Source organism: Paraburkholderia sp. (assembly GCF_035656215.1).
Taxonomy (GTDB): Bacteria; Pseudomonadota; Gammaproteobacteria; order Burkholderiales; family Burkholderiaceae; genus Paraburkholderia.
Map to the genome: position 1 here is coordinate 1 of NZ_DASRSY010000221.1, position 24,351 is coordinate 24,351.

The 24,351-nt window shown below is 62.7% G+C and carries 24 protein-coding genes and 1 pseudogene; 18 read left to right on the forward strand and 7 right to left on the reverse strand.

The features are described from left to right. Positions 1-206: SDR family NAD(P)-dependent oxidoreductase (locus VFE81_RS12495; RefSeq protein WP_325044891.1), on the reverse strand; the 206-nt coding region annotated here is incomplete at its 3' end. A 234-nt stretch (positions 207-440) separates the two neighbouring features. Here VFE81_RS12495 and upp point away from each other — a divergent pair. The 9 genes from upp to rng all read left to right on the forward strand — a co-directional run bounded on the left by upp (position 441) and on the right by rng (position 9,051). Then, positions 441-1,091 carry a uracil phosphoribosyltransferase gene (gene upp / locus VFE81_RS12500; RefSeq protein WP_325044892.1) on the forward strand — a complete coding sequence of 217 codons (651 nt, stop codon included), beginning with the start codon at positions 441-443 and terminating at the stop codon, positions 1,089-1,091. 446 nt (positions 1,092-1,537) lie between these two features. Then, a complete protein-coding gene (locus VFE81_RS12505) occupies positions 1,538-2,266 on the forward strand; it encodes a YebC/PmpR family DNA-binding transcriptional regulator (RefSeq protein ID WP_325044893.1) in 729 nt (242 codons plus the stop codon). Positions 2,267-2,522: 256 nt separating this feature from the next. Next, positions 2,523-3,821, forward strand: a complete 1,299-nt coding sequence (gene purD / locus VFE81_RS12510; RefSeq protein WP_325044894.1) for a phosphoribosylamine--glycine ligase — start codon at positions 2,523-2,525, stop codon at positions 3,819-3,821. Positions 3,822-4,055: 234 nt separating this feature from the next. Then, positions 4,056-4,979 (forward strand): oxygen-dependent coproporphyrinogen oxidase, encoded by a 924-nt coding sequence (gene hemF / locus VFE81_RS12515; protein ID WP_325044895.1) that lies wholly within the window; start codon positions 4,056-4,058, stop codon positions 4,977-4,979. A gap of 26 nt (positions 4,980-5,005) precedes the next feature. Next, on the forward strand, positions 5,006-5,758 hold the full coding sequence (locus VFE81_RS12520; protein WP_325044896.1) for a nicotinate-nucleotide adenylyltransferase: 753 nt from the start codon (positions 5,006-5,008) through the stop codon (positions 5,756-5,758). Between the two features lie 4 nt (positions 5,759-5,762). Then, complete coding sequence (rsfS, locus tag VFE81_RS12525; RefSeq protein WP_325044897.1) at positions 5,763-6,218, forward strand: ribosome silencing factor; 456 nt, start codon at positions 5,763-5,765, stop codon at positions 6,216-6,218. Between the two features lie 55 nt (positions 6,219-6,273). Continuing rightward, entirely contained in the window at positions 6,274-6,744 is a 471-nt protein-coding gene (rlmH, locus tag VFE81_RS12530) for a 23S rRNA (pseudouridine(1915)-N(3))-methyltransferase RlmH (protein ID WP_063495252.1), read from the forward strand. A gap of 198 nt (positions 6,745-6,942) precedes the next feature. After that, positions 6,943-7,572, forward strand: a complete 630-nt coding sequence (locus tag VFE81_RS12535) for a Maf family protein (protein WP_325044898.1) — start codon at positions 6,943-6,945, stop codon at positions 7,570-7,572. 9 nt (positions 7,573-7,581) lie between these two features. After that, entirely contained in the window at positions 7,582-9,051 is a 1,470-nt protein-coding gene (gene rng / locus VFE81_RS12540) for a ribonuclease G (RefSeq protein ID WP_325044899.1), read from the forward strand. A 62-nt stretch (positions 9,052-9,113) separates the two neighbouring features. Here the strand turns inward: rng and VFE81_RS12545 are convergent, their stop codons facing one another. From VFE81_RS12545 to araD, 3 genes are all read right to left on the reverse strand, one after another. Further along, a complete protein-coding gene (locus VFE81_RS12545) occupies positions 9,114-10,184 on the reverse strand; it encodes a LacI family DNA-binding transcriptional regulator (protein ID WP_325044900.1) in 1,071 nt (356 codons plus the stop codon). A 272-nt stretch (positions 10,185-10,456) separates the two neighbouring features. Beyond that, a complete protein-coding gene (locus VFE81_RS12550) occupies positions 10,457-11,191 on the reverse strand; it encodes a ribonuclease activity regulator RraA (RefSeq protein ID WP_325044901.1) in 735 nt (244 codons plus the stop codon). 17 nt (positions 11,192-11,208) lie between these two features. Then, a complete protein-coding gene (araD, locus tag VFE81_RS12555) occupies positions 11,209-13,023 on the reverse strand; it encodes an L-arabinonate dehydratase (protein ID WP_325044902.1) in 1,815 nt (604 codons plus the stop codon). A gap of 234 nt (positions 13,024-13,257) precedes the next feature. Between araD and VFE81_RS12560 the strand changes: the two genes are divergently transcribed. From VFE81_RS12560 to VFE81_RS12570, 3 genes are all read left to right on the forward strand, one after another. Further along, on the forward strand, positions 13,258-13,683 hold the full coding sequence (locus VFE81_RS12560; RefSeq protein WP_325044903.1) for a CopG family transcriptional regulator: 426 nt from the start codon (positions 13,258-13,260) through the stop codon (positions 13,681-13,683). A gap of 107 nt (positions 13,684-13,790) precedes the next feature. Continuing rightward, positions 13,791-14,927, forward strand: coding sequence for a PHB depolymerase family esterase (locus VFE81_RS12565; RefSeq protein WP_325044904.1), 1,137 nt, complete (start codon positions 13,791-13,793; stop codon positions 14,925-14,927). A 178-nt stretch (positions 14,928-15,105) separates the two neighbouring features. Further along, positions 15,106-15,618 (forward strand): phasin family protein, encoded by a 513-nt coding sequence (locus VFE81_RS12570; RefSeq protein WP_325044905.1) that lies wholly within the window; start codon positions 15,106-15,108, stop codon positions 15,616-15,618. Between the two features lie 244 nt (positions 15,619-15,862). On the opposite strand, the gene VFE81_RS12575 is transcribed toward VFE81_RS12570, so the two are convergent. Next, positions 15,863-17,572 (reverse strand): putative bifunctional diguanylate cyclase/phosphodiesterase, encoded by a 1,710-nt coding sequence (locus tag VFE81_RS12575; protein WP_325044906.1) that lies wholly within the window; start codon positions 17,570-17,572, stop codon positions 15,863-15,865. A 49-nt stretch (positions 17,573-17,621) separates the two neighbouring features. Here VFE81_RS12575 and VFE81_RS12580 point away from each other — a divergent pair, with 49 nt between their 5' ends. Beyond that, positions 17,622-17,906 carry a hypothetical protein gene (locus VFE81_RS12580; RefSeq protein ID WP_325044907.1) on the forward strand — a complete coding sequence of 95 codons (285 nt, stop codon included), beginning with the start codon at positions 17,622-17,624 and terminating at the stop codon, positions 17,904-17,906. Between the two features lie 60 nt (positions 17,907-17,966). Here the strand turns inward: VFE81_RS12580 and VFE81_RS12585 are convergent, their stop codons facing one another. Next, complete coding sequence (locus VFE81_RS12585; protein ID WP_325044908.1) at positions 17,967-18,467, reverse strand: GAF domain-containing protein; 501 nt, start codon at positions 18,465-18,467, stop codon at positions 17,967-17,969. A gap of 177 nt (positions 18,468-18,644) precedes the next feature. Further along, complete coding sequence (locus tag VFE81_RS12590) at positions 18,645-19,067, reverse strand: TOBE domain-containing protein (RefSeq protein ID WP_325044909.1); 423 nt, start codon at positions 19,065-19,067, stop codon at positions 18,645-18,647. A 378-nt stretch (positions 19,068-19,445) separates the two neighbouring features. On the opposite strand from VFE81_RS12590, the gene VFE81_RS12595 reads away from it, so the two are divergent. The 5 genes and pseudogenes from VFE81_RS12595 (at position 19,446) to VFE81_RS12615 (ending at position 24,329) form a co-directional block, all read left to right on the forward strand. Next, positions 19,446-21,122, forward strand: coding sequence for an SH3 domain-containing protein (locus VFE81_RS12595; protein ID WP_325044910.1), 1,677 nt, complete (start codon positions 19,446-19,448; stop codon positions 21,120-21,122). A 276-nt stretch (positions 21,123-21,398) separates the two neighbouring features. Beyond that, on the forward strand, positions 21,399-21,884 hold the full coding sequence (locus tag VFE81_RS12600) for a VOC family protein (protein ID WP_325044911.1): 486 nt from the start codon (positions 21,399-21,401) through the stop codon (positions 21,882-21,884). Between the two features lie 128 nt (positions 21,885-22,012). Continuing rightward, positions 22,013-22,279, forward strand: a pseudogene (locus VFE81_RS12605) (MFS transporter); the annotation flags it as partial. Between the two features lie 719 nt (positions 22,280-22,998). Then, positions 22,999-23,526, forward strand: coding sequence for a spore coat U domain-containing protein (locus VFE81_RS12610; protein ID WP_325044912.1), 528 nt, complete (start codon positions 22,999-23,001; stop codon positions 23,524-23,526). Between the two features lie 98 nt (positions 23,527-23,624). Next, on the forward strand, positions 23,625-24,329 hold the full coding sequence (locus VFE81_RS12615; protein ID WP_414695587.1) for a fimbrial biogenesis chaperone: 705 nt from the start codon (positions 23,625-23,627) through the stop codon (positions 24,327-24,329). Positions 24,330-24,351: the final 22 nt, after the last annotated feature.

Below are 24,351 nucleotides of genomic sequence, written 5' to 3' on the forward strand. Positions count from 1 at the left end.
GGCGTGGTGATGTCGCACGCCACCGTCTTCACGTCCACGCCGCTCTGCCTGCGAATCTCGGCGGCGGTCGCCTCCAGCGTCTCTGCCGTGCGCGCGACGATCGTCAGGTTGACCCCTTCGGCGGCGAGCGCTTCCGCGCAACCGCGCCCCAGACCCTTGCTGGCCGCGCAAACCAGCGCGGTGCGTCCTGCGATTCCCATGTCCATGTGTGTATCCTCGTGGCGTAGTCGTGGCGCGGGGGACCCCGCGGTTGCCCAATCGTTGCAAAGTTTCCCCCGATTCTAGAAGAATCGGTGCCGGACTGTGCCGGGCCACTGCAATCTCCGGTATCTTCCGGCGCCACTCTTTCGGTAAACTTGCGCCGTGGCGCGTCCGCCAGCCGGTTTCAGGCCGTGCGGACCGCCAAACCGATCCCTCTTGCCGCCGCTTGCGCCCCCGCCATGACCCAGGACAGCCGTTTTCCCAATCTTTTCATCCTCGATCACCCGCTGATCCAGCACAAGCTGTCGCATATGCGCGACCGGGACACCTCGACCCGCACGTTTCGCGAACTGCTGCGCGAGATCACGCTGCTGATGGGCTACGAAATCACCCGCAACCTGCCGATGACCACGCGCCGCCTCACCACGCCACTGGTCGAGATCGACGCGCCGGTGATCGCCGGCAAGAAACTGGCGATCGTGCCAGTGCTGCGGGCCGGCATCGGCATGTCGGACGGCCTGCTGGAGCTGGTGCCGTCGGCGCGCGTGGGCCACATTGGCGTTTACCGTGCCGCGGACCATCGCCCGGTCGAGTATCTGGTGCGCCTGCCGGATCTGGAAGACCGCGTGTTCATTCTGTGCGATCCGATGGTCGCGACCGGTTATTCCGCCGTGCATGCGGTGGACGTGCTCAAGCGCCGCAACGTGAGCGGCGAGAACATCATGTTCCTCGCGCTGGTGGCGGCCCCGGAAGGCGTACAGGTGTTCCAGGACGCGCATCCGGACGTCAAGCTGTACGTGGCGTCGCTCGATTCACACCTGAACGAGCACGCGTACATCGTGCCGGGTCTCGGCGACGCCGGCGACCGCCTGTTCGGCACGAAAAACTGACAGCGGACTGAAAAACGGCAGTGGCGGCGCGCGCAAAAACGCCGCGGCCGCTCAATTTCTACGCAGTTTCCAGCGACGCTCTCCTCTGCCGCACCCTCGCGGCGTGATAAAATTCGAATCCGCTCAAAGAGCCGCTCAACTTGCACTGCTGCCAGGCGCATCGCGCCTTTACGCGGGGTTTGCCGGGACCGGTGTGGTCGGGGGCGCCGCCACTGTGCCGCACGCTGACCGCACTGCCCCGCCCTCAACCGCGCTGGCGACTTTCGATCCCGCCAGCAGGACCTCGCTGGGCGCGATCAGGCTGAGGCAGGTCTGACACCAGGCGGTCTGGCGCCGAGCGCTTTGACATCGAGCGCAAGGTCGCAATCAGCAGCACCGCGCGCCCGACATCGCAACGACAATTGCACTATGCGTGCGCCCCACTGGCGCGCGCGACGGAGAAAGGTATGGCGGGTCATTCGAAATGGGCCAACATCAAGCATAAGAAAGCAGCGGCCGACGCCAAGCGCGGCAAGGTCTGGACGCGGCTCATCAAGGAAATTCAGGTGGCGGCCCGCATGGGTGGCGGCGACATCGACTCGAATCCGCGTCTGCGGCTCGCCGTCGAAAAGGCGTACGACGCCAACATGCCGAAAGATAACGTCAACCGCGCGATCCAGCGTGGCGTGGGCGGCGTCGACGGCGCAAGCTACGAAGAAATCCGCTACGAAGGCTACGGCATCGGCGGCGCGGCGGTGATCGTGGACACGATGACCGACAACCGCACCCGTACGGTGGCGGACGTGCGTCACGCGTTCTCGAAGAACGGCGGCAACATGGGCACGGACGGCTCGGTGTCGTTCATGTTCGATCACGTCGGCCAGTTCCTGTTCGCGCCCGGCACGCCGGAAGACAAGCTGATGGAAGCCGCGCTCGAAGCCGGCGCCGACGACGTCGTCACGAACGAAGACGGCAGCATTGAAGTGCTGTGCCCGCCGAACGATTTCCCGAAAGTGAAGACCGCACTGGAAGCCGCGGGCTTCAAGGCCGAACTGGCCGAGGTGACGATGAAACCTCAGACGGAAGTCGAATTCACGGGCGAGGACGCCGTGAAAATGCAGAAGCTGCTCGACGCGCTGGAAAATCTGGACGACGTGCAGGAAGTCTATACAAACGCCGCGATCGCCGACGAATGAGCGTGCCCCGGCGGCGCTGTGCGCGTGAAGTTGCATCGAACCACGCCCGCGCCGCCGGTTGGCCCTCGCGTTGTTGAGCGGGCGTTGGTTGGGCGTTGGTTGGGCGTTGGTTGGGCCCTTCCACACTGCCTCCACTCGGGTTCGCTATGTGCCCTGCGCCGCTACCTGGCTGCGGGTTCATTGCAAACCTCACTGTTATTCCACGGCTGAGCGCGCTGCTTCAGACGTTTATGGTTTTTAAGTCTCGGGGATTCACATGAAGTTACTCGTCGTCGGTTCCGGCGGTCGCGAACATGCGCTCGCATGGAAGCTCGCGCAATCGCCACGGGTCCAGCTCGTCTACGTTGCTCCCGGCAATGGCGGCACCGCCCAGGACGAGCGTCTGCGCAATATCGACATCACCGATCCGGCTGAGCTCGCCGATTTCGTCGAGAAAGAACAGATCGCGTTCACGCTGGTCGGGCCGGAAGGGCCGCTCGCCGCGGGTATCGTCAACCTGTTCCGCTCGCGCGGTCTGAAGATTTTCGGACCGAGCAAGGAAGCCGCGCAGCTCGAAAGCTCGAAAGATTTTGCCAAAGCGTTCATGAAGCGCCACGCGATCCCGACCGCCGAGTACGAAACCTTCGCCGACGTCGCCGCCGCGCACGCCTATCTCGACGCCAAGGGCGCGCCGATCGTCATCAAGGCCGACGGTCTCGCCGCCGGCAAGGGCGTGGTGGTCGCGCAAACGCTGGAAGAAGCACATGCCGCAGTCGACATGATGCTGTCGGACAACAAACTGGGCGATGCCGGCGCGCGCGTCGTGATCGAGGAATTCCTCGCCGGCGAAGAAGCCAGCTTCATCGTCATGGTGGACGGCAAGCATGTGCTGGCGCTCGCCTCGAGCCAGGACCACAAGCGTCTGCTCGACGCCGACCAGGGTCCGAACACTGGCGGCATGGGCGCCTACTCGCCCGCGCCGATCGTCACGCCGCAACTGCATGCGCGCGTGATGCGCGAAATCATCCAGCCGACCGTGCGTGGCATGGAGAAAGAAGGCATCCGCTTCACCGGCTTTTTGTACGCGGGCCTGATGATCGACGCGCAAGGCAACCCGAAGACGCTCGAATTCAACTGCCGGATGGGCGACCCGGAGACGCAGCCGATCATGGCGCGTCTGAAAGGCGACTTTTCGAAGGTGGTCGAGCTGGCAATCGCCGGTACGCTCAACACGATCGAACTCGAATGGGACCGTCGCACCGCGCTTGGCGTGGTGCTCGCCGCGCACAACTATCCGGACACGCCGCGCAAGGGTGACCGGATCAGCGATATTCCGGCCGAAACCGTGGATTCGGTCACGTTCCACGCGGGCACGACGCTGTCGGACGGCAAGCTGACCACCTCGGGCGGTCGCGTGTTGTGCGTGGTCGGTCTGGCGGATTCGGTGCGCAGCGCGCAATCGGTCGCATACGAAACGATCAACCAGATCTCGTTCGACGGCATGCAATATCGCCGCGACATTGGCTACCGTGCATTGAACCGCAAGCACGACGCCAAGAGCGAAGGCAAGCAGTAAGCCACACCCCCACTTGTCCGCGTGCGGCGCCAACGGCGCGCTACACTGCGGGTTTTCGCGGCCGTTGCGGCGCCCACCGCACCATGTGGGCTTGCCCCGGTTGATGGGGATTTCACCCGGCGCGAATGACTGTAGTGCCGCGCCTTCCCAGGAACACCCTGAAGAAGGCCCGGCCCTCGCCCTTCACGAAGAACCCGCGGCACGACGAGCGTGCCGCCCTCAGCATCTGCACTCATGACCGATTCGAGCTATGACGCACAGGCCGTGCGCAGTTGGCTGCAAGGCCTGCAAACGCATATCGCGGACACGCTCGGCGCGTTCGACGGTAAGCCGTTCGCGACCGACGCATGGCAGCGCGCCCCCGGCGAAAAGCTGCGCGGCGGCGGCTGCACGCGGATTCTGGAAGGCGGCAGCTTCTTCGAACGGGCCGGCATCGGCTTCTCGGACGTAGCCGGCGACGCGTTGCCCGGTTCGGCGAGCGCCGCGCGCCCGCAACTGGCCGGCCGTGGCTTCGAAGCAATGGGTGTCTCGCTCGTGCTGCACCCGCACAATCCGCACTGCCCGACCGTGCATATGAATGTGCGTCTGCTGATCGCGACCAAGGCTGGCGAAGAACCGGTGTTCTGGTTCGGCGGCGGCATGGATCTGACGCCGTACTATGGCTACGAGGAAGACGCGCAGCATTTCCATCGTGTGTGCCGCGATGCGCTACAGCCTTATGGCGCAGACCTCTACCCGAGTTTCAAGCACTGGTGCGACGAGTATTTTTTCCTCAAGCACCGTAACGAACCACGTGGCATCGGCGGGATTTTCTTCGACGATTTCTCGGCGCCGGGCTTCGATCGATCCTTCGCGATGCTGAGAAGCGTCGGCGAGGGATTCCTCAAAGCGTATATGCCGATCATCGAAAAGCGCCGCAACATTCCGTACGGCGAAGCCGAGCGGGAGTTCCAGGCATACCGGCGCGGCCGCTACGTCGAGTTCAATCTGGTCTTCGACCGTGGCACACTATTTGGGCTGCAGAGCGGCGGACGCACCGAATCGATTCTGATGTCGATGCCGCCTGTGGTGAACTGGCGCTACAACTGGCAGCCCGAACCCGGCACGCCGGAAGCGCGTCTCTACAGCGATTTTCTCGTGCCGCGCGAGTGGGTGTGAGGCTTCAGGCCCGCACCGCACTCCACGTGACCACGACAAAGGATCTTCACCTGAAGCCGAACGCTCATCCTGTCGCCCTGCCTCGCCGGATCGGACTGCTCGGCGGCACTTTCGATCCGATCCACGACGGCCATCTCGCGCTCGCGCGGCGTTTTGCCGAGGTGCTGAACCTGACCGAACTGGTGCTGCTGCCGGCCGGCCAACCGTGGCAAAAAACCGACGTGTCAGCGGCTGTTCACCGGCTGGCCATGACCCGGGCCGCCGCCGGCGCACTGGTGCTGCCGGGCGTGACCGTGCGGGTTGCGACCGACGAGATTGAACACGACGGTCCGACGTACACCATCAACACGCTGCAGTTGTGGCGTGAACGCGAAGGTCAGGATGCGTCGATTGCGCTTCTGATCGGCGCGGATCAACTGGTGCATCTCGACACGTGGCGCGACTGGCGGCGCCTGTTCGACTTCGCCCATATTTGCGCGGCCACGCGCCCCGGTTTCGACCTCGCGTCGATTCCGTCCGTGGTTGCCAAAGAAATCGACGCGCGCCGTGCCCGCGCCGACGTTCTGCAAGCCACCCCCTGCGGCCACTTGCTGATCGATACGACGCTTGCGTTCAACGTCTCGGCCACCGACATTCGCGCGCATCTGCGCGAACAGGTGACCCGGCGGCTTGCCCTCGCGGGCGGCGAACAGCAGGACAAGAGCCAGGCCCGGGCCGCAAGCCATGTCCCCACCGCGGTGTGGGACTATATTCTTCAACATCATCTGTACCACCGGTAACCCCATGGATATTCGCAAACTGCAACGCGTGATCATCGACGCTCTCGAAGACGTCAAAGCGCAAGACATCAAGGTGTTCAACACCAGCCACCTGACCGCCCTGTTCGATCGCGTGATCGTCGCGAGCGGCACCTCGAACCGCCAGACCAAGGCGCTCGCTTCGAGCGTGCGTGAGAGCGTCAAGGAAAACGGCGGCGACGTGATCAGCACCGAAGGCGAGGACGTTGGCGAATGGGTGCTGGTCGATTGCGGCGACGCGATCGTGCACATCCTGCAACCGGCACTCCGCCAGTACTACAACCTCGAAGAAATCTGGGGCGACAAGCCCGTGCGCATCAAGCTGTCCACGCCGAATCCGTTCGGTGGCGCCAGCGCGAGCGAACCGGACGACGAGGAAGAAGAGGACGAAGCGCCGGCTGCCAGGAAGCCCGCACGCAAGACACCGGCACGTCGCAAGTAATCGCCAGGCTGGCCAACCGCTTCAGTCTCAGATGTAGTCCGCGATCACATCCGCAATGAAACTGCACATCCTCGCCGTCGGCCACAAGATGCCGGACTGGATCGCCACCGGCTTCGACGAATACGCGAAACGCATGCCGCCGGAGCTGCGCATCGAACTGCGCGAGATCAAGCCCGAGCAGCGTTCGTCGGGGCGTCCGGCCGAAAGCGTGATGGCGGCCGAGCGGCAGAAAATCGAAGCCGCGTTGCCGAAGAACGCGCGCATTGTCGCGCTCGATGAACGCGGCAAGGATTGGACCACGATGCAGCTCGCCGGCGCGCTGCCCGGCTGGCAGCAGGACGGCCGCGACGTGGCGTTTCTGATCGGCGGCGCCGACGGGCTCGATCCCGATCTGAAAGCACGCGCCGATATGCTGCTGCGTGTCTCCAGCCTGACGCTGCCGCACGCAATGGTCCGCGTGCTGCTCGCCGAACAGCTTTACCGCGCGTGGACCATCACGCAAAATCACCCCTATCACCGCGCATAAGCGAACGAGGCTGCTGACAGATCGCGGATTTCTGGTCTCGTCGCCCTGCGCCGATTGATGCGCTTCCAGGCGCGTTGATAGATGAGCTTATCGACGCGCCTTTCGTCGTGTTCTTTGCCACGCTGACCGACGCTCGACTGACAAGCTCATCGCCCGCTCGTCACGCATTGATGCAATCCGCCTCATCGAGACCTGTTCATGCTAACGCCCGCCGCTTCGCTCCATCCATTCGTCTACCTCGCCTCCCAGAGTCCACGCCGTCAGGAGCTGTTGCAACAGCTCGGCGTGCGTTTCGAATTACTGCTGCCGCGTCCCGATGAAGACGCCGAAGCGCTCGAAGTCGAGCTACCCGGCGAGCGCGCACGCGACTACGTGCAGCGTGTGTGCATCGCCAAGGCGCACGCCGCACACGCGCGTCTCGTGGCAGGCGGACATGTTGCACGGCCAATCCTGGTTGCCGACACAACCGTCACGATCGACGATGCGATCCTCGGCAAACCCATCGACGCCGAAGATGCCGTCGCGATGCTCACGCGCCTCGCCGGCCGCGATCACGAAGTGTTGACAGCCGTCGCGGTGGTCGATGCAGAAGGCACTTTGCTGCCTGCTGCGTTATCGGTATCGAAGGTGCGTTTTGCTGCACTGCACGCGGACGCCGTGCGCCGCTATGCCGCAAGCGGCGAGCCGCTCGGCAAGGCGGGCGCGTATGGTGTGCAGGGACGCGCCGCGGAGTTTGTCGAACATATCGACGGGTCCTATTCAGGTATCATGGGTTTGCCGCTTTTTGAAACCGCTGCCCTCCTGCGTGCAGCGAGCATCGACTTCTAAAATAACACCATGAATGAAGAAATCCTGATCAATGTCACGCCGCAGGAAACGCGAGTCGCGCTAGTCCAGCAAGGCGCCGTCCAGGAACTTCACGTCGAACGAACGCTGTCGCGAGGACGCGTCGGGAATGTCTATCTCGGCAAAGTCGTCCGCGTGTTGCCGGGCATGCAATCCGCCTTCATCGACATCGGTCTGGAACGCGCCGCGTTCCTGCACGTAGCGGATATCTGGCATCCGCGTATTGCTGGTGAGCCGCAGCATCAGACGCCGCATCAGCCGATCGAAAAGATCGTCTTCGAAGGTCAGACGCTGATGGTTCAGGTCGTGAAGGATCCGATCGGCACCAAGGGCGCAAGGCTGTCCACGCAAGTGAGTATCGCCGGGCGCACGCTCGTGTATCTGCCCCAGGAGCCACACATCGGCATCTCGCAGAAGATCGAGAGCGAAGCCGAACGCGAGGCCGTACGCGCGCGTTTGACCGCTGTGCTGCCCGCTGATGAAAAGGGCGGCTACATCGTGCGCACCATCGCTGAAGATGCGAGCAGCGAAGAGTTGGCCGGAGATGTCGCGTATCTGCGCAAAACGTGGGCAACGATTATCTCGCAAGGTCAGCGCATGCCGCCGACCAGCCTGCTGTATCAGGATCTGAATCTCGCGCAACGTGTGCTGCGCGATTTCGTCAATGACGAAACCTCACGTATCCAGGTCGACTCGCGCGAAACCTATCAAATGCTTGCCGACTTTGCGGCAGAGTTCACGCCAGCGGTATCGTCGAAGCTGCATCACTACACGGGCGAACGGCCGCTCTTCGATCTGTACAACATCGAGGCGGAAATCCAGCGCGCATTGTCGCGCCGGGTCGATCTGAAGTCGGGCGGCTATCTGGTGATCGACCAGACCGAAGCGATGACCACCATCGACGTGAACACCGGCGGTTACGTCGGTGCGCGCAACTTCGACGATACGATCTTCAAGACCAACCTCGAAGCCGCACACACGATCGCGCGGCAATTGCGGCTGCGCAATCTGGGCGGCGTGATCATCATCGACTTCATCGATATGGAAAACGTGGAGCATCGCGATCAGGTGCTCGGCGAGTTGAAGAAGGCGTTGTCGCGCGATCGCACGCGCGTGACGGTGAATGGTTTCTCGCAGTTGGGTCTGGTGGAGATGACGCGCAAGCGCACGCGCGAATCGCTGGCGCATGTGCTGTGCGAACCCTGCCCGGTTTGCCAGGGCAAGGGGCAGGTCAAGACGTCGCGCACGGTGTGCTATGACGTGCTGCGCGAGATTCTGCGCGAGTCGCGGCAGTTCAATCCGCGCGAGTTCCGCGTGGTGGCGTCGCAGCAGGTGATCGATCTGTTTCTTGAAGAAGAGTCGCAGCATCTGGCCATGCTGATGGATTTCATCGGCAAACCAGTGTCGTTGCAAGTGGAGTCGAATCTCAGCCAGGAGCAGTACGACATCGTGCTGATGTAATCGGCAGAGTCTTTGCCCTCGTTCGCGCGCCAGATCCGGTTGATCCAGCCGCAGCAGGAGCGTCAGCTCGTCTCGCGCTCAACGATATGAAACCCGACATCCGTTACCCTGGTCTTGTCGACGCCGGCTAACCGGTCCAGCAGGCATCGCGCGGCCGTCAGGCCGATGCGCGTGCCGTCGACTCGCACAGTAGTCAATTGCGGCGTGGTTTCAGTCGCGAATTCGAGGTCGCCGAAACCACAAATAGAAAGTTGCGACGGCACGCCCATACTCATGCGTTTGGCTGCGCCGAGTACGCCAATAGCGAGCAGATCCGAGCCGCAGAACACCGCGTCGAGGTTCGGCGCCTGTTCGATCAGCGTCGGCAATGCAGCCTTGCCGGTAGCAACCGAACTCGGGGGCGACACCAGCACCTCGGCGATCCCGTCGATACCCGTTTGCGCAAGACGCTCGCGAAAACCGTCGCGGCGCGCGAGCGCGCGGTCGTCGTTCGCTGAGACAAGGCCTGGCGCCCGCACGTTACGCGCCAGAAAATGCTCAGCCACCGCCACGCCGACCTGATAGTGCGAAAAGCCCACCAGCATGTCGATCGGCGTCTCGGTCATGTCCCACGTTTCGACGATCGGCATGCCCACGTTAAGCAAGCGCTCGCGCAAGGAATCGGCGTGCGCGACACCGGTCAGCAGCACGCCTTCCGGACGCCGGCTCAACACCGCGTCGAGCAACGCCTCTTCGCTCGAATCGCTGTAGCCGCTCAGGGCCAGCAGCACCTGATAACCGGCACGCGACATCGTCTCGCTAAACACCTGGATCGTTTCGGAAAACAGCGAGTGGGCAATGGTGGGCACGATCGCGGCAATCAGGCGCGAGCGTGACGACGACAAGCCACCCGCGAGACGATTGGGCACATAACCGAGCTTTTGCACCACCTGCCGCACCCGTTCGAGCGTCTCAGGCGCAACCGTCTCGGGACTATTGAAGACCCGCGATACCGTAATCGGCGCGACGCCCGCCTGCGCGGCGACGTCCGTGATGCGCAGGCCCTTGGGGCCGCCTCGCAAGCGTTTCGCTGGCGCCGTCGTCACTTCCGGCACGTCAGGACTGGCAGCGGCGGTCGGCTTGTGATTCGGCATGGCTTGGTGACTGAAGAAATGTATCGCGCCTATTGTAGACTGCGGCCCGCCGTCCGCCGCGGGTAGACGGCCCGCGATTCAGGCGGCCTGAATCCATCGCAAGATAGCGTGAATCACTCGGCCACGGGCACATGGCTTTGCGCGATGTGAGTGTTTCGATTGCGGCGCAAGATCAGCAATGTGATGACGGCAAACACCTTCACTGTGTCTCCTGCGCTCGCGCCGTTCGCGCGAACAATGGCTATGCGATGGATCGAAACGGCCTCAACGCATTATTGTTTTTGTGCGCGCCATTGCGCGTAATCAGCAAGCGTTTCCTCGTTCGGCGGATACGTGCCGCGCAGCGGCCGGCCTTCTTCGATGCGCTGCGTGATGAACACTTCGAGTTGTTCCTGCTCGACGGCGTCGCGCGCGACTTCGGTCGCCATTTCGCGCGGCACGATGACCACGCCGTCCACATCGGCGACGACGATATCGCCGGGATACACCGGCACACCGCCGCAGGCGATCGGCACGTTCATATCGACCGCATGATGTTTTGCCAGATTCAGTGGTGCGCTCGCGCCGGCACACCAAAGCGGCAAGCCCAGTCCCGCGATCGTGCCGCTATCGCGCACCGGGCCATCCGAGACCATGCCGGCCACACCGCGCTTCGCGAGACGCAGCGCGAGAATCGAACCGACCGATGCAACCGCGCGTTCGCCACGGCAGTCCTGCACCAGCACGCTGCCAGGCGGCGCCGTTTCAACGGCTTTGCGCTGCGGATGGTCCGGGTCCTGAAACACGCCGACGTGGTCGAGATCTTCACGTGCCGGGATGTTGCGCAGCGTGAACGCCGGGCCGACGAGGTTCGGCGCGCCGGGCGCCGGTTTGACGAGCGGCGCGACGCCTTGCAGGAATACGTTGCGCAAGCCGCGCTTGAAAAGTTGCGTGGTCAGCGTTGCGGTGCTGACATGCCGCAGTTGCTCGAGCGTCGCGTCGCTGATGGTGATGTCGGAAGTGGTCATGAGAGGCCTGGATTGAGTTAGTGAATGTCGGGCTCGGTGCGCGTCGTGGGCGGCGTGGCCGGCGAGGTTTGCTCCGTCTGCGTGACGGGCGCCGGGGTCTGCTGCACACCCGCGCCCACCGGCTCTTCGAGGAAGTCGAAGTCACAGCCCTTGTTCGCCTGCGTCACGTGCAGTTGGTGCATCACGCCGAAGCCGCGCTCGAACGGACGCGTGGGCGGTTGCCATGCAGCCTTGCGAGCGACGAGTTCGGCATCACTCACTTCGAGATGCAGACGGCGGCTGTGCACATCCATTTCGATCATGTCGCCGTCCTTCACCAGCGCGAGCGGACCGCCGACGAACGATTCAGGTGCAACGTGCAGCACGCATGCGCCGTAACTGGTGCCGCTCATCCGTGCATCGGAAATGCGCAGCATGTCGCGCACACCCTGCTTCAGCAGCTTTTGTGGAATCGGCAACTGGCCCCACTCGGGCATGCCGGGCGCGCCCACGGGACCCGCGTGCTGCAGCACGATCACCGAATCGGCGGTCACGTCCAGCGCTTCCGAGTCGATCCGCGCGGCCATGTCGGCGTAGTCCTTGAACACCACCGCCGGACCGCGATGCTTCAGCAGATGCGCTTCCATTGCCGCCGGTTTGATCACCGCCCCATCCGGCGCGAGATTGCCGGTGAGCACCGCGAGGCCGTCGCTGGCAACGAGCGGATTGCTGCGCTTGCGGATCACGTCGTCGTTGAAAATTTCCGCGCCCGCAATGTTCTCGCCGAGCGTCGCGCCATCGACCGTCATCTGCGAGCCGTCGATCAGTTCGCCCAGCTCGACCAGCAGCGCGCGCAGGCCGCCGGCGTAGAAAAAGTCTTCCATCAGGTACTGGCCCGCAGGACGCAGATTGGCGAGTCCCGGCGTGATGCGCGCCAGTTCGTCAAAGCGCGCCGTCGTCAGATCGATGCCGGCGCGGCGCGCCACGGCAACGAGGTGGACGATCGCGTTCGTCGAACCGGACATCGCCAGCACGGTGGTCACCGCGTTGTCGAAAGATTTGGCCGTCAGAATGTCTGAGGGTTTCTGATCGGTCCACACCATCTCGACGATGCGTTGTCCTGTCAGCGAGGCGAACTGTGCGTGCCGTGAGTCGACAGCGGGAATCGACGAGAAGCCGGACAGCGTCAGACCGAGTGCTTCGGTGGCGCTGGTCATGGTCGACGCGGTACCCACCGTCATGCAATGGCCCGGCGAGCGCGCGATGCCGCTCTCGATGCCCTTCCACTCCTCTTCCGTGATTTTGCCGGCGCGCAACTCAGCCCAGTACTTCCACGTGTCCGAACCGCTGCCGAGCGTGCGGCCGTTCCAGTTGCCGCGCAACATCGGACCCGCCGGCAGATAGATGGCCGGCAGGTCCATGCTGATCGCGCCCATCAGCAGGCCGGGCGTGGTCTTGTCGCAACCGCCCATCAGCACGCAGCCGTCGAACGGATAGGACTTCAGCAACTCCTCGGTTTCCATCGCGAGGAAGTTGCGATACAGCATTGTGGTCGGTTTCTGGAACGGCTCGGCGAGCGTCATCACCGGCATTTCGACGGGGAATCCGCCGGCCTGCCAGATGCCGCGCTTCACCTCTTCCACCCGCTGCTTGAAATGTGTATGGCACGAGTTGATCTCACTCCACGTGTTGACCACGGCGATCACCGGCTTGCCCATGTAATCCGACGGGTGGTAGCCCATTTGCGCCGTGCGCGAACGGTGGCCGAACGAGCGCAGGTCGTTCACGCCATACCAGCGATAGCTGCGAAGCTGTTCAGATGTTTTGCGGTTCGATGACACTGATATCTCCATGGTAGCGCTACCATTGCATTTGACGAATGCACACGCCGACTGCTTCATTGCCGCCGATGGTAGCGATACCATCGTGACGTGTCGCTAAGGGATTCCACTGATGCGGAACGTCATCGCCGCTACCCGCCCTTATTTTTCTCATTGACGCCATCCGCGCCAGGCGCGTATAACCATCCCACTGGATGTTAAATGGATGGTATTTGGATTCCAAGCCAGATACCGCACGAGATAGAAATGGCCAACCTCAAACTTATCGACACTTCCCGCCCCAAAGGCGGCGAAACCGAAAAAATCACCATCAACCTCGGCCCAATCGACCTCGGCCAGATCGATTTACTCGTCGAAGAAGGTTTTTACTCGAACCGTACCGACCTGATCCGTACGGCGATCCGCAATCAGCTCGCGGTACACGCGCAAGTCGTCACTGAAACGGTGACCCGGCGCGCGATGGTGCTCGGATTGCAGCACTTCTCGAGGCCCGACCTCGAAGCCGTTCAGGCCGCGAACGAACGACTGGACATTCATGTGCTCGGCCTCGCCAGCATTGCAGCCGATGTACCACCGGAACTCGCGGCGGCGACGATCGCATCGGTGGCGGTGCTCGGCGCATTTCACGCGTCGCCTGCCGTTAAGGCAGCGCTCGCCGGCCGCATCAGGTAGGCACGCCTGGCTCGGCTGATCCGATGGCTGAACATGTGCTTGAACCCGTGAAGCTCATCGCCTGATCCAGCCACGCCCTATGCAAGTCAACGTAACCGCTTACCGTCATGAAAATAAATGAAGATTTCCTGAAGTCGATGAAAGACGCCTTCGACTTGCTGCGCACCAAGGGACCGAAGGAAGCGACCGCTGCGGTTCAGCGCGCGCTCGCGGGCAGCAGCACGGCCGAAGCAGGTCATGCGCAAACTCCGCACATGCCGCAGAGCGTCAACGAATGGGCGCAAGCGTGGACGCAGGCGCACGCTCAAACACAAACTCAGGCGCAATCACGCGCCGATACCGCGCCGCACACGCCTGCCGGGCGCACTTTCGACGCCGACACGCCCGGCACCTTCAGCACCCATACGTTCAGCAACAGCGCAGGCCAACGCCAATACAAGCTCTACGTACCCGCCGTCTACAACAGCGAACCGTTGCCGCTAATCGTGATGCTGCACGGCTGCACGCAAAACGCCGACGACTTCGCGGCCGGCACGCGCATGAACGAAATGGCCGAGCGTCACGGCTTCATCGTCGTGTATCCGAATCAGTCGCAAGCGGCCAATCATTCGACATGCTGGAACTGGTTCAAGCCTGCCGACCAGCAACGCGATCAGGGCGAACCGTCGTTGATCGCGGGCATCACCCGTGAAGTGATGGCGCGCTACCGCGTCGACCCGGCGCGGGTGTACGTGGCGGGTCTGTCGGCGGGCGCCGCAATGGCGGACATCATGCTGAAGACCTCGCCCGATCTGTACGCGGCAGCCTGCGTACATTCCGGCCTTGCCTACGGAAGCGCGAAAGATCTGCCCTCGGCGCTCGCCGCGATGAAGGGCGGCAAAGTGCATCGCAACCACTCACGTGTCGAACCGCAACGCCCACTCATCGTGTTTCATGGCGATGCGGACACGACCGTGCATCCCTCGAACGCCACCGCGCTCCTGGCGGCCTTCGACGCCGGCGTCACGACAGTCAGCGCGCCGTCACACGCCGCAGGCACGGCGAACGGCCAGCGCCGTTGCACAGTGCAACGGCTTGTCGCGCCGAATGGCGTCGAAGCGGAGTCCTGGTCGATTCGTGGCGCGGGCCACGCATGGGCGGGCGGTAGTCAGCGCGGCTCATACACGGACCCATCCGGCCCCGACGCGACAGCTGAAATGCTGCGTTTTTTCCTCGCCCATCCGCGTACTTCAGGCACACACTGAGCGTCTTTCGACTGAAGAATCATTTTGACAAAAACGCTGTACATCCTGTCGTAAAGGTATAGAGTGGTCCATGTTGCAGCGCAGCAAAATCACTGCGCCGCGTCGACCTGCCGTCTCGCGTGAGACCTGGCCTCCGAAATCCTTTGGGCGCCTGCGCCGGGTCACTTTGGAGATCACCATGCAGAGCCCCGCGATCGAACATAGCGCCGCCTTCGGCCAACGTACTTTCAACATCTTCACCGCCCTGCAACTCGATGGGCTGGCCTGTCTACAAAAACTCGGCGAACTCAATCTCGCGGCCATGAAGGCAACGGTTACCGAAAGCAGGAACGCATTGTCGGGCGGCCTGTCCACCGCCGCGCCGTTCGCCGGCGCGTCCGACGCGCAGCAGCAACTGGTTCAACGCACCTTGTCGTATGCACAGCATGTCAAGGAAATCGACGCGCAATTCATCGCAGCGTTGACCAAGGCAGGCGAATCGCTGCGCGAAGAGTTCGGCGCCAGCGTGGCGCAGTTTGGTTCGGGCTTCGGCCAGACCACGCCGTTCAGTTCGGATAGCGCGTTTGGCGCAATGCAATCCGTGATGGCTTCGATGATTCATTCCGGCAACGTGATGCAGGACAGCATCAAGCGTGCATCCGGTGTCATGGCCGGCACGGCGATCGCTGCTACGGACGACGCAGCACGCTGAGTCCTGCGTAGTAACGCGACCAGATGAAAAGGGGCCAATCGGCCCCTTTTCTCTTTTCCGTGTATTTGGCGACACGCGTCTTGCACGGGCGCCTTCAGTTCTGCGCGACTGCCGCGCGCATCCCTACCGCGACAAACCTCTTCAACTCTGCGCGCAACAAGCCAGACGCTACGCCGCCATCGGACAGCCGGCCTGTTCGAGCGCGAAGGACCGCGACGTCAAGTTGACAGCGGAGTTGGCGACGTCATCCGGTGCCCAACGGTTTCAGCAAATTGCGCAACGCCGCGAGGGTGATGGGTCGCGAGAACCAGAATCCTTGCGCCTCGTCGCAGCCGAGCGCTTCCAGTTGCGCGGCCTGTTCGGCCGTCTCCACGCCTTCGGCCGTCACGCGCAGTTTCAGTGCATGGGCCATGGCGATAATGGCGCCGACGAGCGCCGCGCATTGCGGATCGGTACTCATGCGCATCACAAACGAGCGATCGATTTTCAGGCGGTTCAGTGGAAAACGCGTGAGATACGCGAGACTCGAATAGCCGGTGCCGAAGTCATCCACCGCGACTTCAACGCCTATTTCGCGCAATGCATGCAGCGTCTGCAATGCCTGCTCGGTGTCGCCTAGCAGCACGCCTTCGGTGATTTCCACTTCAAGGTATGAAGGGTCGAGCGCGGCATCCTCTAGCGCCTCCCGGATCGTCTCGAACAGATTGTGGCGCTGGAACTGCTGCGGGGACACATTCACCGCGATCCGCGGCAAGGTGCCGGTGAGCCGCAGCAATTTGCCGGCGTCGCGGCACGCGGTACGGATCACCCACTCTCCGATCTGCTCGATCAGGCCCGACTCTTCCGCGACCGGCACGAACTCGACCGGACTGATCAAACCACGCTGCGGATGATTCCAGCGCAACAGCGTCTCCACCTGCGCGATACGGCCATTGGACAGCGTCACCTGCGGCTGATACACGAGATGCAGTTGCTGACGCTCGAGCGCTTCGCGCAGCATCGTCTCCAGTTCGAAGCGGCGCGCCGCCAGGCCTTCGAGCGCGGTGGAAAAGCGCCGCACCGCATTGCCGTTCACCGCCGAAGCCGCCGATAACGCCACGCCCGCGCGGCGCATCAGCGTCGGCGCATCGGCACCGTCGGCGGGATAGGCGACAATGCCGATACTCGCCGTGATGTTCAGGGCAGTGCCTGCGTAGTCGATCGATTCGGCGATGCGGCTCAGTGCTTCAGCAGCGAAAGCATCGGCCGCCGTGCCGGTTTCCTTGATCAGCAGCGCGAATTGCGTGCCGCCGATCGAAGCGATCGTACCGTCGTTGGGGAACAGACCGCGCAACCGCTCGCCGACGATCTGCAAGACCAGTTCGGCCGCATGCAAACCGAGCGCATCGCGCAGTTTGCGCAAATGATCGAGCTCGGCGATCAGCACGGTAAAACCGTCGCCGCTTCGCTGGCAGCGCGCGATCGTCAGTTCGAGGCGTTCGGTGAAAAGCGTCTGATTGGGCAGGCGGGTCACGCCGTCGTGATGCGCGACGTACCACAAGCGCGCCTCGGATTGCGCGTAGCGCGTCATGTCGATGGCGATGCCGACATAGCGAACGGGTCCCGTGGCTACCGCGCCGGGATACGCCGGTTCGGAGGCGAGCGGCGCGAGCGCGAACACCACGCGAATCCGGGTGCTGTTGCGCCGCACATAGGTCCATTCGCCTTCATAGCGCGAGCTTATTGCCGACAGCGGCGGCAGCTCGGCGCGGCGCCTCGCGAGTTCGGCCGGGTCGTGCAAGGATTCAAAGGTGCGCCGGCCGATCAATTCTTCGGCGGCAAAGCCGGTTAGCTTTTCGAAAGCAGCGTTGACGGAGTCGAACGTGCCGCCGGCTGTGCAGATGAACATGCCGTATGGCGCCGCCGCAAGCGCGGCGTCGCGTGGACGCGCTTCGGCATAGTGGTGATCTTGCATCGCGCCGGCCTTTGAATTTCCTGGGTATTGGAAGCGAATGAGGAAAGCGGTGAGCGTTTTTCCTGGCGTGTACGGCGCAACCGGCGAAGCCGGCAGATTGGGGCCGATCCGCCGGGTAACCGTCGCTATGATAGCGGCTTTCCCAGGCGGAACTTGCCAGACCGTTCGGATCGGTTCACCGGATTCTCTCGATGCGTTCTTCGTTCCCGCCGTGGTCGACGCGTTTCATCGCGAAGCGCCCGGGGCGAAGCTCGAGTTCCGGCATCTGATGATGGTGGACGGTGGCTATGAACATGGTCTGGAAAGCGGCTTTCTCGATCTGGTGATCGTCTAGTCTATGTACGAAAAAGCATAGGGTGCCACCGCACCGCTGGATCAGCGCTTCTTGAAACGCCTACGATGCGCGTGGCAGCGCGGCTTCGATAAACACCGCGCACAGCGCTTCCATGCCCTTCGCGTCTGCTTCGTCGAAGCGCGCGGCGAGCGGGCTATCGACATCCCACACGCCGATCAGCGTGCCGTCCGGTGCGACGAGCGGCACGACGATTTCCGATTGCGATGCTGAATCGCAGGCGATATGACCAGGGAACTCATGCACGTCGCGCACCACTTGCGTCTGACGGGTTTGCGCAGCGGTGCCGCACACGCCCTTGCCAAGCGGAATGCGCACGCAAGCAGGTTTGCCCTGGAACGGTCCGACCACCAGTTCGCGGCCGTCGTGGAAATAGAAACCGGCCCAGTTCAGATCGCTCAGCGAATGGAACACGAACGCGGAGAAATTCGCGGCGTTGGCGATCCAGTCGGTTTCGCCGGCGAGCAGCGAACGGGCCTGGGCGACCAGTTCTTCGTAGTGCGCGGCTTTGGAGAGATGCGAGGCGGCGGAGACTTCGAACATGACGGCGTCCGTGATGAAAGCGGAAAGAGGAACAGCGAGGTGTGCAGTGTAAAGCAAGCCGCCGCTTCCTTCACGGCACGCCCTGCTGCGCGTGCCGCCCTCTTTGCGTCCGATCTGCGTACGGCCTGATGGCTTTATCCAGACGTTAAGCCTGCGGACAATGCCATGCGTAAATCGTTATTCGACGCCGATGATTACGCTCGATGCCTTGAAGATCGCCATCGCCGCTTTGCCGCTCGCGAGACCGAGACGGTCGACGCTTTCATTGGTGATGATCGCAGCGATCTGCGCGCCACCCGCGCTGATCGTCACTTCCGAATTCACCGCCCCCTTGGTGACTGCCGACACCGTACCGGCGATGCAATTGCGCGCCGACACCTGGCTCTTCGCCACGTCGACCATCACGATCACCGACGACGCCTTGACCAGCGCGAACGCCTTCTTGCCGGCAGCAAGGCCGAGCGACGTCGCGCTGCCGTGCGTAATGATCGCAACGATCTCGAGACTGTCCTGAGTGCGCAACGTGACTTCGTCGTTCACGGCACCGTGTTTGACTTCGGCGACTTCGCCGGCGAATTGATTGCGTGCGCTGGTTTGCATGGTGTTCTCCTGGTTGTGGAGCCTCGTGAAAGACGATTCGAGGCGATGTGTCGAGTGTATCGAAACGCTATCCGTGCGCGGTCGTGTGCGCCTGAAGCGCGGTATGGCATAGCCGCTATTGACGATTCGAACTCCAATGAAAACACACAAGCGTTGTGTAAATACACTCGTAACGCCGCAAAGACATAGCGCGGGCGATTGGCTTCATGTCGCCGCCATGTCGTGATGTCGTGAACACGGTGCTCATCCACGCGAGACACCTGTAAGCATGAGAAAGCCCCACTCGCTCGTTCCGCGTCATTGCAGCAGGCCATCCAGCGCCCTGCGCGTCGCGCGACACCGTATTATCGTGCCCTTGGACCATCACCGTCGAATTCCATGCCCGTCGCCGTCCTGCCCCGCTTTGCCACGCGTTTTGCCACACGGCTCGCCGCCCGATTGCCGCAGGCCCGCCGCGCCGCCACGTTATGCGTCGCCCTCGCAGCGGCCGCCACCTTCGCCGCCTGCAGCAATCCACCGCCCTCGCACGATGGCCACGCAAGCGTCGACACGGTCACGCTGTTCCCGATCGCCAATTACGACCAGAACGTCGACCATTGGCTCGAACCGGACAGCCCCGGCTACGATCAGCCGTTCCTAAGCCACGCGGATCAGCAGGCGCACTTTAGAGCGCTGTATGCGCGCTATTTCGGCACCGGCACGAGCGCGCCGTCGCCGTGGAATTCCGCTTACGTGACGATGCGCGTCTATCGTCAGCAAGGCGCGGACATTGTCGCGCTACAGCAGCGCCGCATCGGCAAATTCGACAACACCGGCAAGAGCGGCGCGGCGATCGGCTATGGCGAGAATTTCCGGCCGCACGACAAGGCGTGGATCGACGCCATCGCGCAAAACATGGACGTCGGCCAGTTCACGCAGGAGGCCGTCTACAAGCCCGAACGTCGCGCGATCGCCACCAGCAACCTGATGGTGCGCGAACTGCCGACCACGGACCCGTCGTTCTACGATCACCACCTGGCCGGCGAAGGCTATCCGTTCGACAACCTGCAGATTTCAGCCGTGCGCCCTGGCACACCGCTATATGTGCTGGGCAGCAGCGTCGACGGCGCGTGGCGCTATGCGCAAACGCCCGACGTGCAAGGCTGGGTGCGCAGCGATGGCGTGGGCCTGACCGACAACACCTTCGTCAACACATGGCGCGCCGCCACCGCGAGGTCGCTGGGCGCGGTGACGGTGGCCTCGGCGCCGGTGCGCGACAGCCGCGGCGTGTTCCGCTTCGACGCGCCCGCCGGCACGCTATTGCCGCTCGCCCCGGACAACGCCACGCGGCCCGCAACACAGGCCAATAAAACAGCAGGCGAAGCAAGTGGCGCTGCCGACGTTGAAGCGCCCGCCTCCCGCAAACTCTTCGTCCCGGCCCGCGATGTGGACGGCCGGGCGCTCATCCGCAGCGCCCAACTGAGTGAAGCGCAGATCGCTCCGATGCCGCTGGCCGCTACCCCGCGGCATCTGGCAATGCTGATGAAAACACTGACCGGGCGGCCATACGGCTGGGGCAATAGCGGCCTCTACAACGACTGTTCGTCGGAACTGCAAAGCATTTTCGTGACGTTCGGCGTGTGGCTGCCGCGCCATTCGTCGACGCAGATGAGCGCGGGACGTATGATCGATCTGTCCGCGTCGACGCCAGCGCAACGACTCGACTACCTGACCCAGCATGGTGAACCGTTGCGCACGCTGATCTATATCGGCGGCCATGTGATGCTATACATCGGCAACACGACCCGCAACGGCATCGCGGTGCCGGTGGTCTACCAGGACGTGTGGGGCTTGCGTCCGGCCGACAATAGCCGGCGCGCGGTGATCGGCGGCTCGGTGATCCTGCCGCTGTTCGAACACATCCCGGAAGACGCGATGTTGCAGTCGCTCGCGGCGACCCCGACTTTCCAGATCAGCATTCTCGGCGCACCGGGCGGTGATGCGGCGACGCCTTCCACGCCGTCGACACCCTCCACGCCGGCCGCGCCACCGGACGACGACAATCCGGCCGGTTGACATGCGGGCAGAAGGAAACAATCCGGCGACCGGTTGAACCCGCGCGGCGACCATGCGTCACACGGCCATGCCTGTGCCTGTGCCTGTGCCTGTGCCTGTGCCTGTGCCTGTGCCTGTGCCTGTGCCTGTGCACCGCACCGCACCGCACGCCCGTGCTTAAAAATATTTTTTCCGGAGTGTCGATTCAAAGGCGATGCACTCGTCGTAACGTTGAAGGCCTGGCTCATGCAGCCGGTCTTTCAACTCACGAACCTGTTACTTCAAGGAGTCGCCGTCATGTCCAGCCCCGCTGTCAAACCGATCCCGGACGGGATGCATTCGCTGACCCCGTATCTGATTTGCGCCAACGCCGCAGACGCCATCACGTTCTACGCGAAGGCTTTCAACGCCGTCGAGCAATTTCGCCTGCCCGGACCCGGCGGCAAGGTGATGCACGCCTGCCTGAAGATCGGCGACTCCATGCTGATGCTGACCGACGAATGGCCTGACCACAACGCGCTGGGCCCGAACGCGCTGAAGGGCACACCGGTCACGATTCATCACTACGTGGAAGACGTCGACGCCAGTTTCAAGCAGGCTGTCGAGGCCGGCGCGACCGTCGTCATGCCGCTTGCCGACATGTTCTGGGGCGACCGCTACGGCCAGTTGAAGGACCCGTTCGGCCACAGCTGGTCGCTCGCCACGCACAAGCGCGACCTGAGCCCTGAAGAGATTCAACAGGGAATGCAAGGGGCGCAAGGTATGGAGTGCGGTCAGAAATAAGCCGTGTGATGCAAGCCATGATGAAAATGGTCAAGCTCGATATCGCGTTGCTAGAACAGGCTTCTCGGGGCGGCTAACGTAATCTTTGATAGGATCGGTCTCGACCCATAAACGGCGGGACATGAACGGTGCGCGTCAACCATCAGGCTTTCTTCTGCTCACTGTTTGTCGCCCGTCTCGCCGATCAGGTCCTGCTGTTCCTCGTGCCGCTCGTCGTGTTTCAGACGACACGCCAGGTATCGTGGTCGGGTCTTGCGTTCGTTATCGAAACGCTACCACGCTACCTGGTCTTTCCCTTCTTCGGCGCCTTGTGCGACCGCATCTCGCCGCTCAAGCTGATGCGGGTGAGCCAGACCGTACGGGCAGTGGTGTGTTTCGGCGGCGTGCTGGCGTATGAGTGCACGGCAGAAAATCATTCCGCCCGAGGACTACGGCAAGACGACCGGCGTGGTGATCCTGTTGAACAACAGACGCAACCACTCGCTGGTTTGCTGGTCGGGGTGTTCTCGGCACGGACACAAACCGGCTTGCTGATCGTGGTTCTCTCGCTGGCGATGGGCTGCGTCGGCGTGGCGGTGTCGATCGGCTCGGCGCTGTTGCGGCGCAAGCGCCCGTTTGCGCTTGGGGAATGACGCCGCGTGCCCCGCCCGAGAATCGCAATTAACATTGGTGCGCTTGCAACGCCCGCATCGGCCCGACACTTAAATGCGCGAACTTCAAACAGATCCAATTAGCATTAGTCAAACTATTTGGCACGCGCAATCATGCATGCTCCCCGTCGCAATAAAATCAAAAAATAATCACGTTACTAGAAAAATCTACCTGAATTAGGTATTTTCCCGAAGCCTTGTATAGAAATAATTCCCTAATTTTTCCGTTTTTCGCGCGCCGTGTCATACCATCTTCATCAGTTATTCCGAATAATTTTCTCGGCGCAATAATTTGTATTACAAAGAAGGGGTGGTGTAGACTAATTTCATCAATTGCGAACGCCTTTACATAACGTAATACGCCGCTCTGGAATATCCAGTGAATTGACCCACTATCTGGCCGGTACCATTTCAAACTGCCTACGCAATTGAAAAATCCGTGTCCTGTCGGTTTGCGAGGTCTCATGATGAAACAAAAACTGCTGTCGTCCAGCCTCGTCGTCGCCTTGACGTTCGGCTTGCCTCTACAGCTCGCGAGCGCTGCCACCTATTCGAACGGCACCTCTACCACCACGTTCACCGTCACGCTTACGCTGAACGCCAACTGCTCGATCAGCGCGAACCCGCTGAACTTCGGCAACAACGGCGTGCTGGCCACGGCGATCAACCAGCAAACCACGGTTGCTGTGACCTGCACCAACACCACGCCGTACAACGTCGGGCTCGACGCCGGCACGGTCACCGGCTCCACCGTGACGAGCCGCCTGATGGCCGGCACGGCCACCGGCAATACCGCCACCACAGTCGGATTCCAGCTGTATCAGGACGCCGGCCACACGACCCTGTGGGGCAACACTCAGGGCACCAACACGGCCAGCGGTACCGGTACTGGCTCGGCGCAATCGATCGTCGTGTACGGCCAGGTGCCGGCGCAGACGACCCCGAAACCTGATACCTATCAGACCACCGTCACCGCCACGGTCTACTTTTGAGGCGGTCTGCAAGGACGCGGTCTGGACGGAAGCGGTCTGGACGGAAGCGGCGTGCAAGCACGCGCGTCGCGAACATTTTCGGCGCGCCTCGCCGGCTACTGACGGCAACCGCATTCGCGTGGTGTCTGACGGCACCGCTCGCGCAAGCCGCGACGCTGCAAATTTCACCGGTGATGGTCGATATGTCCGCGGACGCCAATGCGACCGGCATCACGCTGAAGAATCCCGGTGAGAAGCCGTTATTCGGCCAGGTGCGCGTGTTCCGTTGGGATCAGGCAAACGGCGAAGACGCGCTCACGCCCACTCAGGACCTGGTGGCAAGCCCACCGCTGATCCAGATCGCCGCGCATGCCGATCAACTGGTGCGTCTGGTGCGCACGATTGCGCAGCCGTCGGCCGCCGAGTTGAGCTATCGCTTGCTGATCGACGAGTTGCCCGAGCCCGATGCCGCGCCCACTAGCGGCGTGACAATCCGCCTGCGCTACTCGGTGCCGGTGTTCGTCGAGCCTCCCGTTGATATCGGCCAGCCGAAGCTGTCCTGGCATCTGTCACGCGGCCCGCAAAGCTGGCTGCTACGCGTCGATAACGCGGGCAAAAAGCGCGCGCAAATCGCGGCCGTGCAATTGATCGACAACGCAGGTAATGCCTACGTGGTCAACAAAGGACTGCTTGGCTACGCGCTGGCCGGGCGCGAACGGCAGTGGCCGGTGACGTTGCCGGACAACGCCGCCCAGAGCGGTCCGCTGAAGGTGCGCGCCGCGGTCAATTCATTGCCGGCCGAAGCCACCGTGAATATCAATTGAGCACACGAGGGCACAAGGGCCA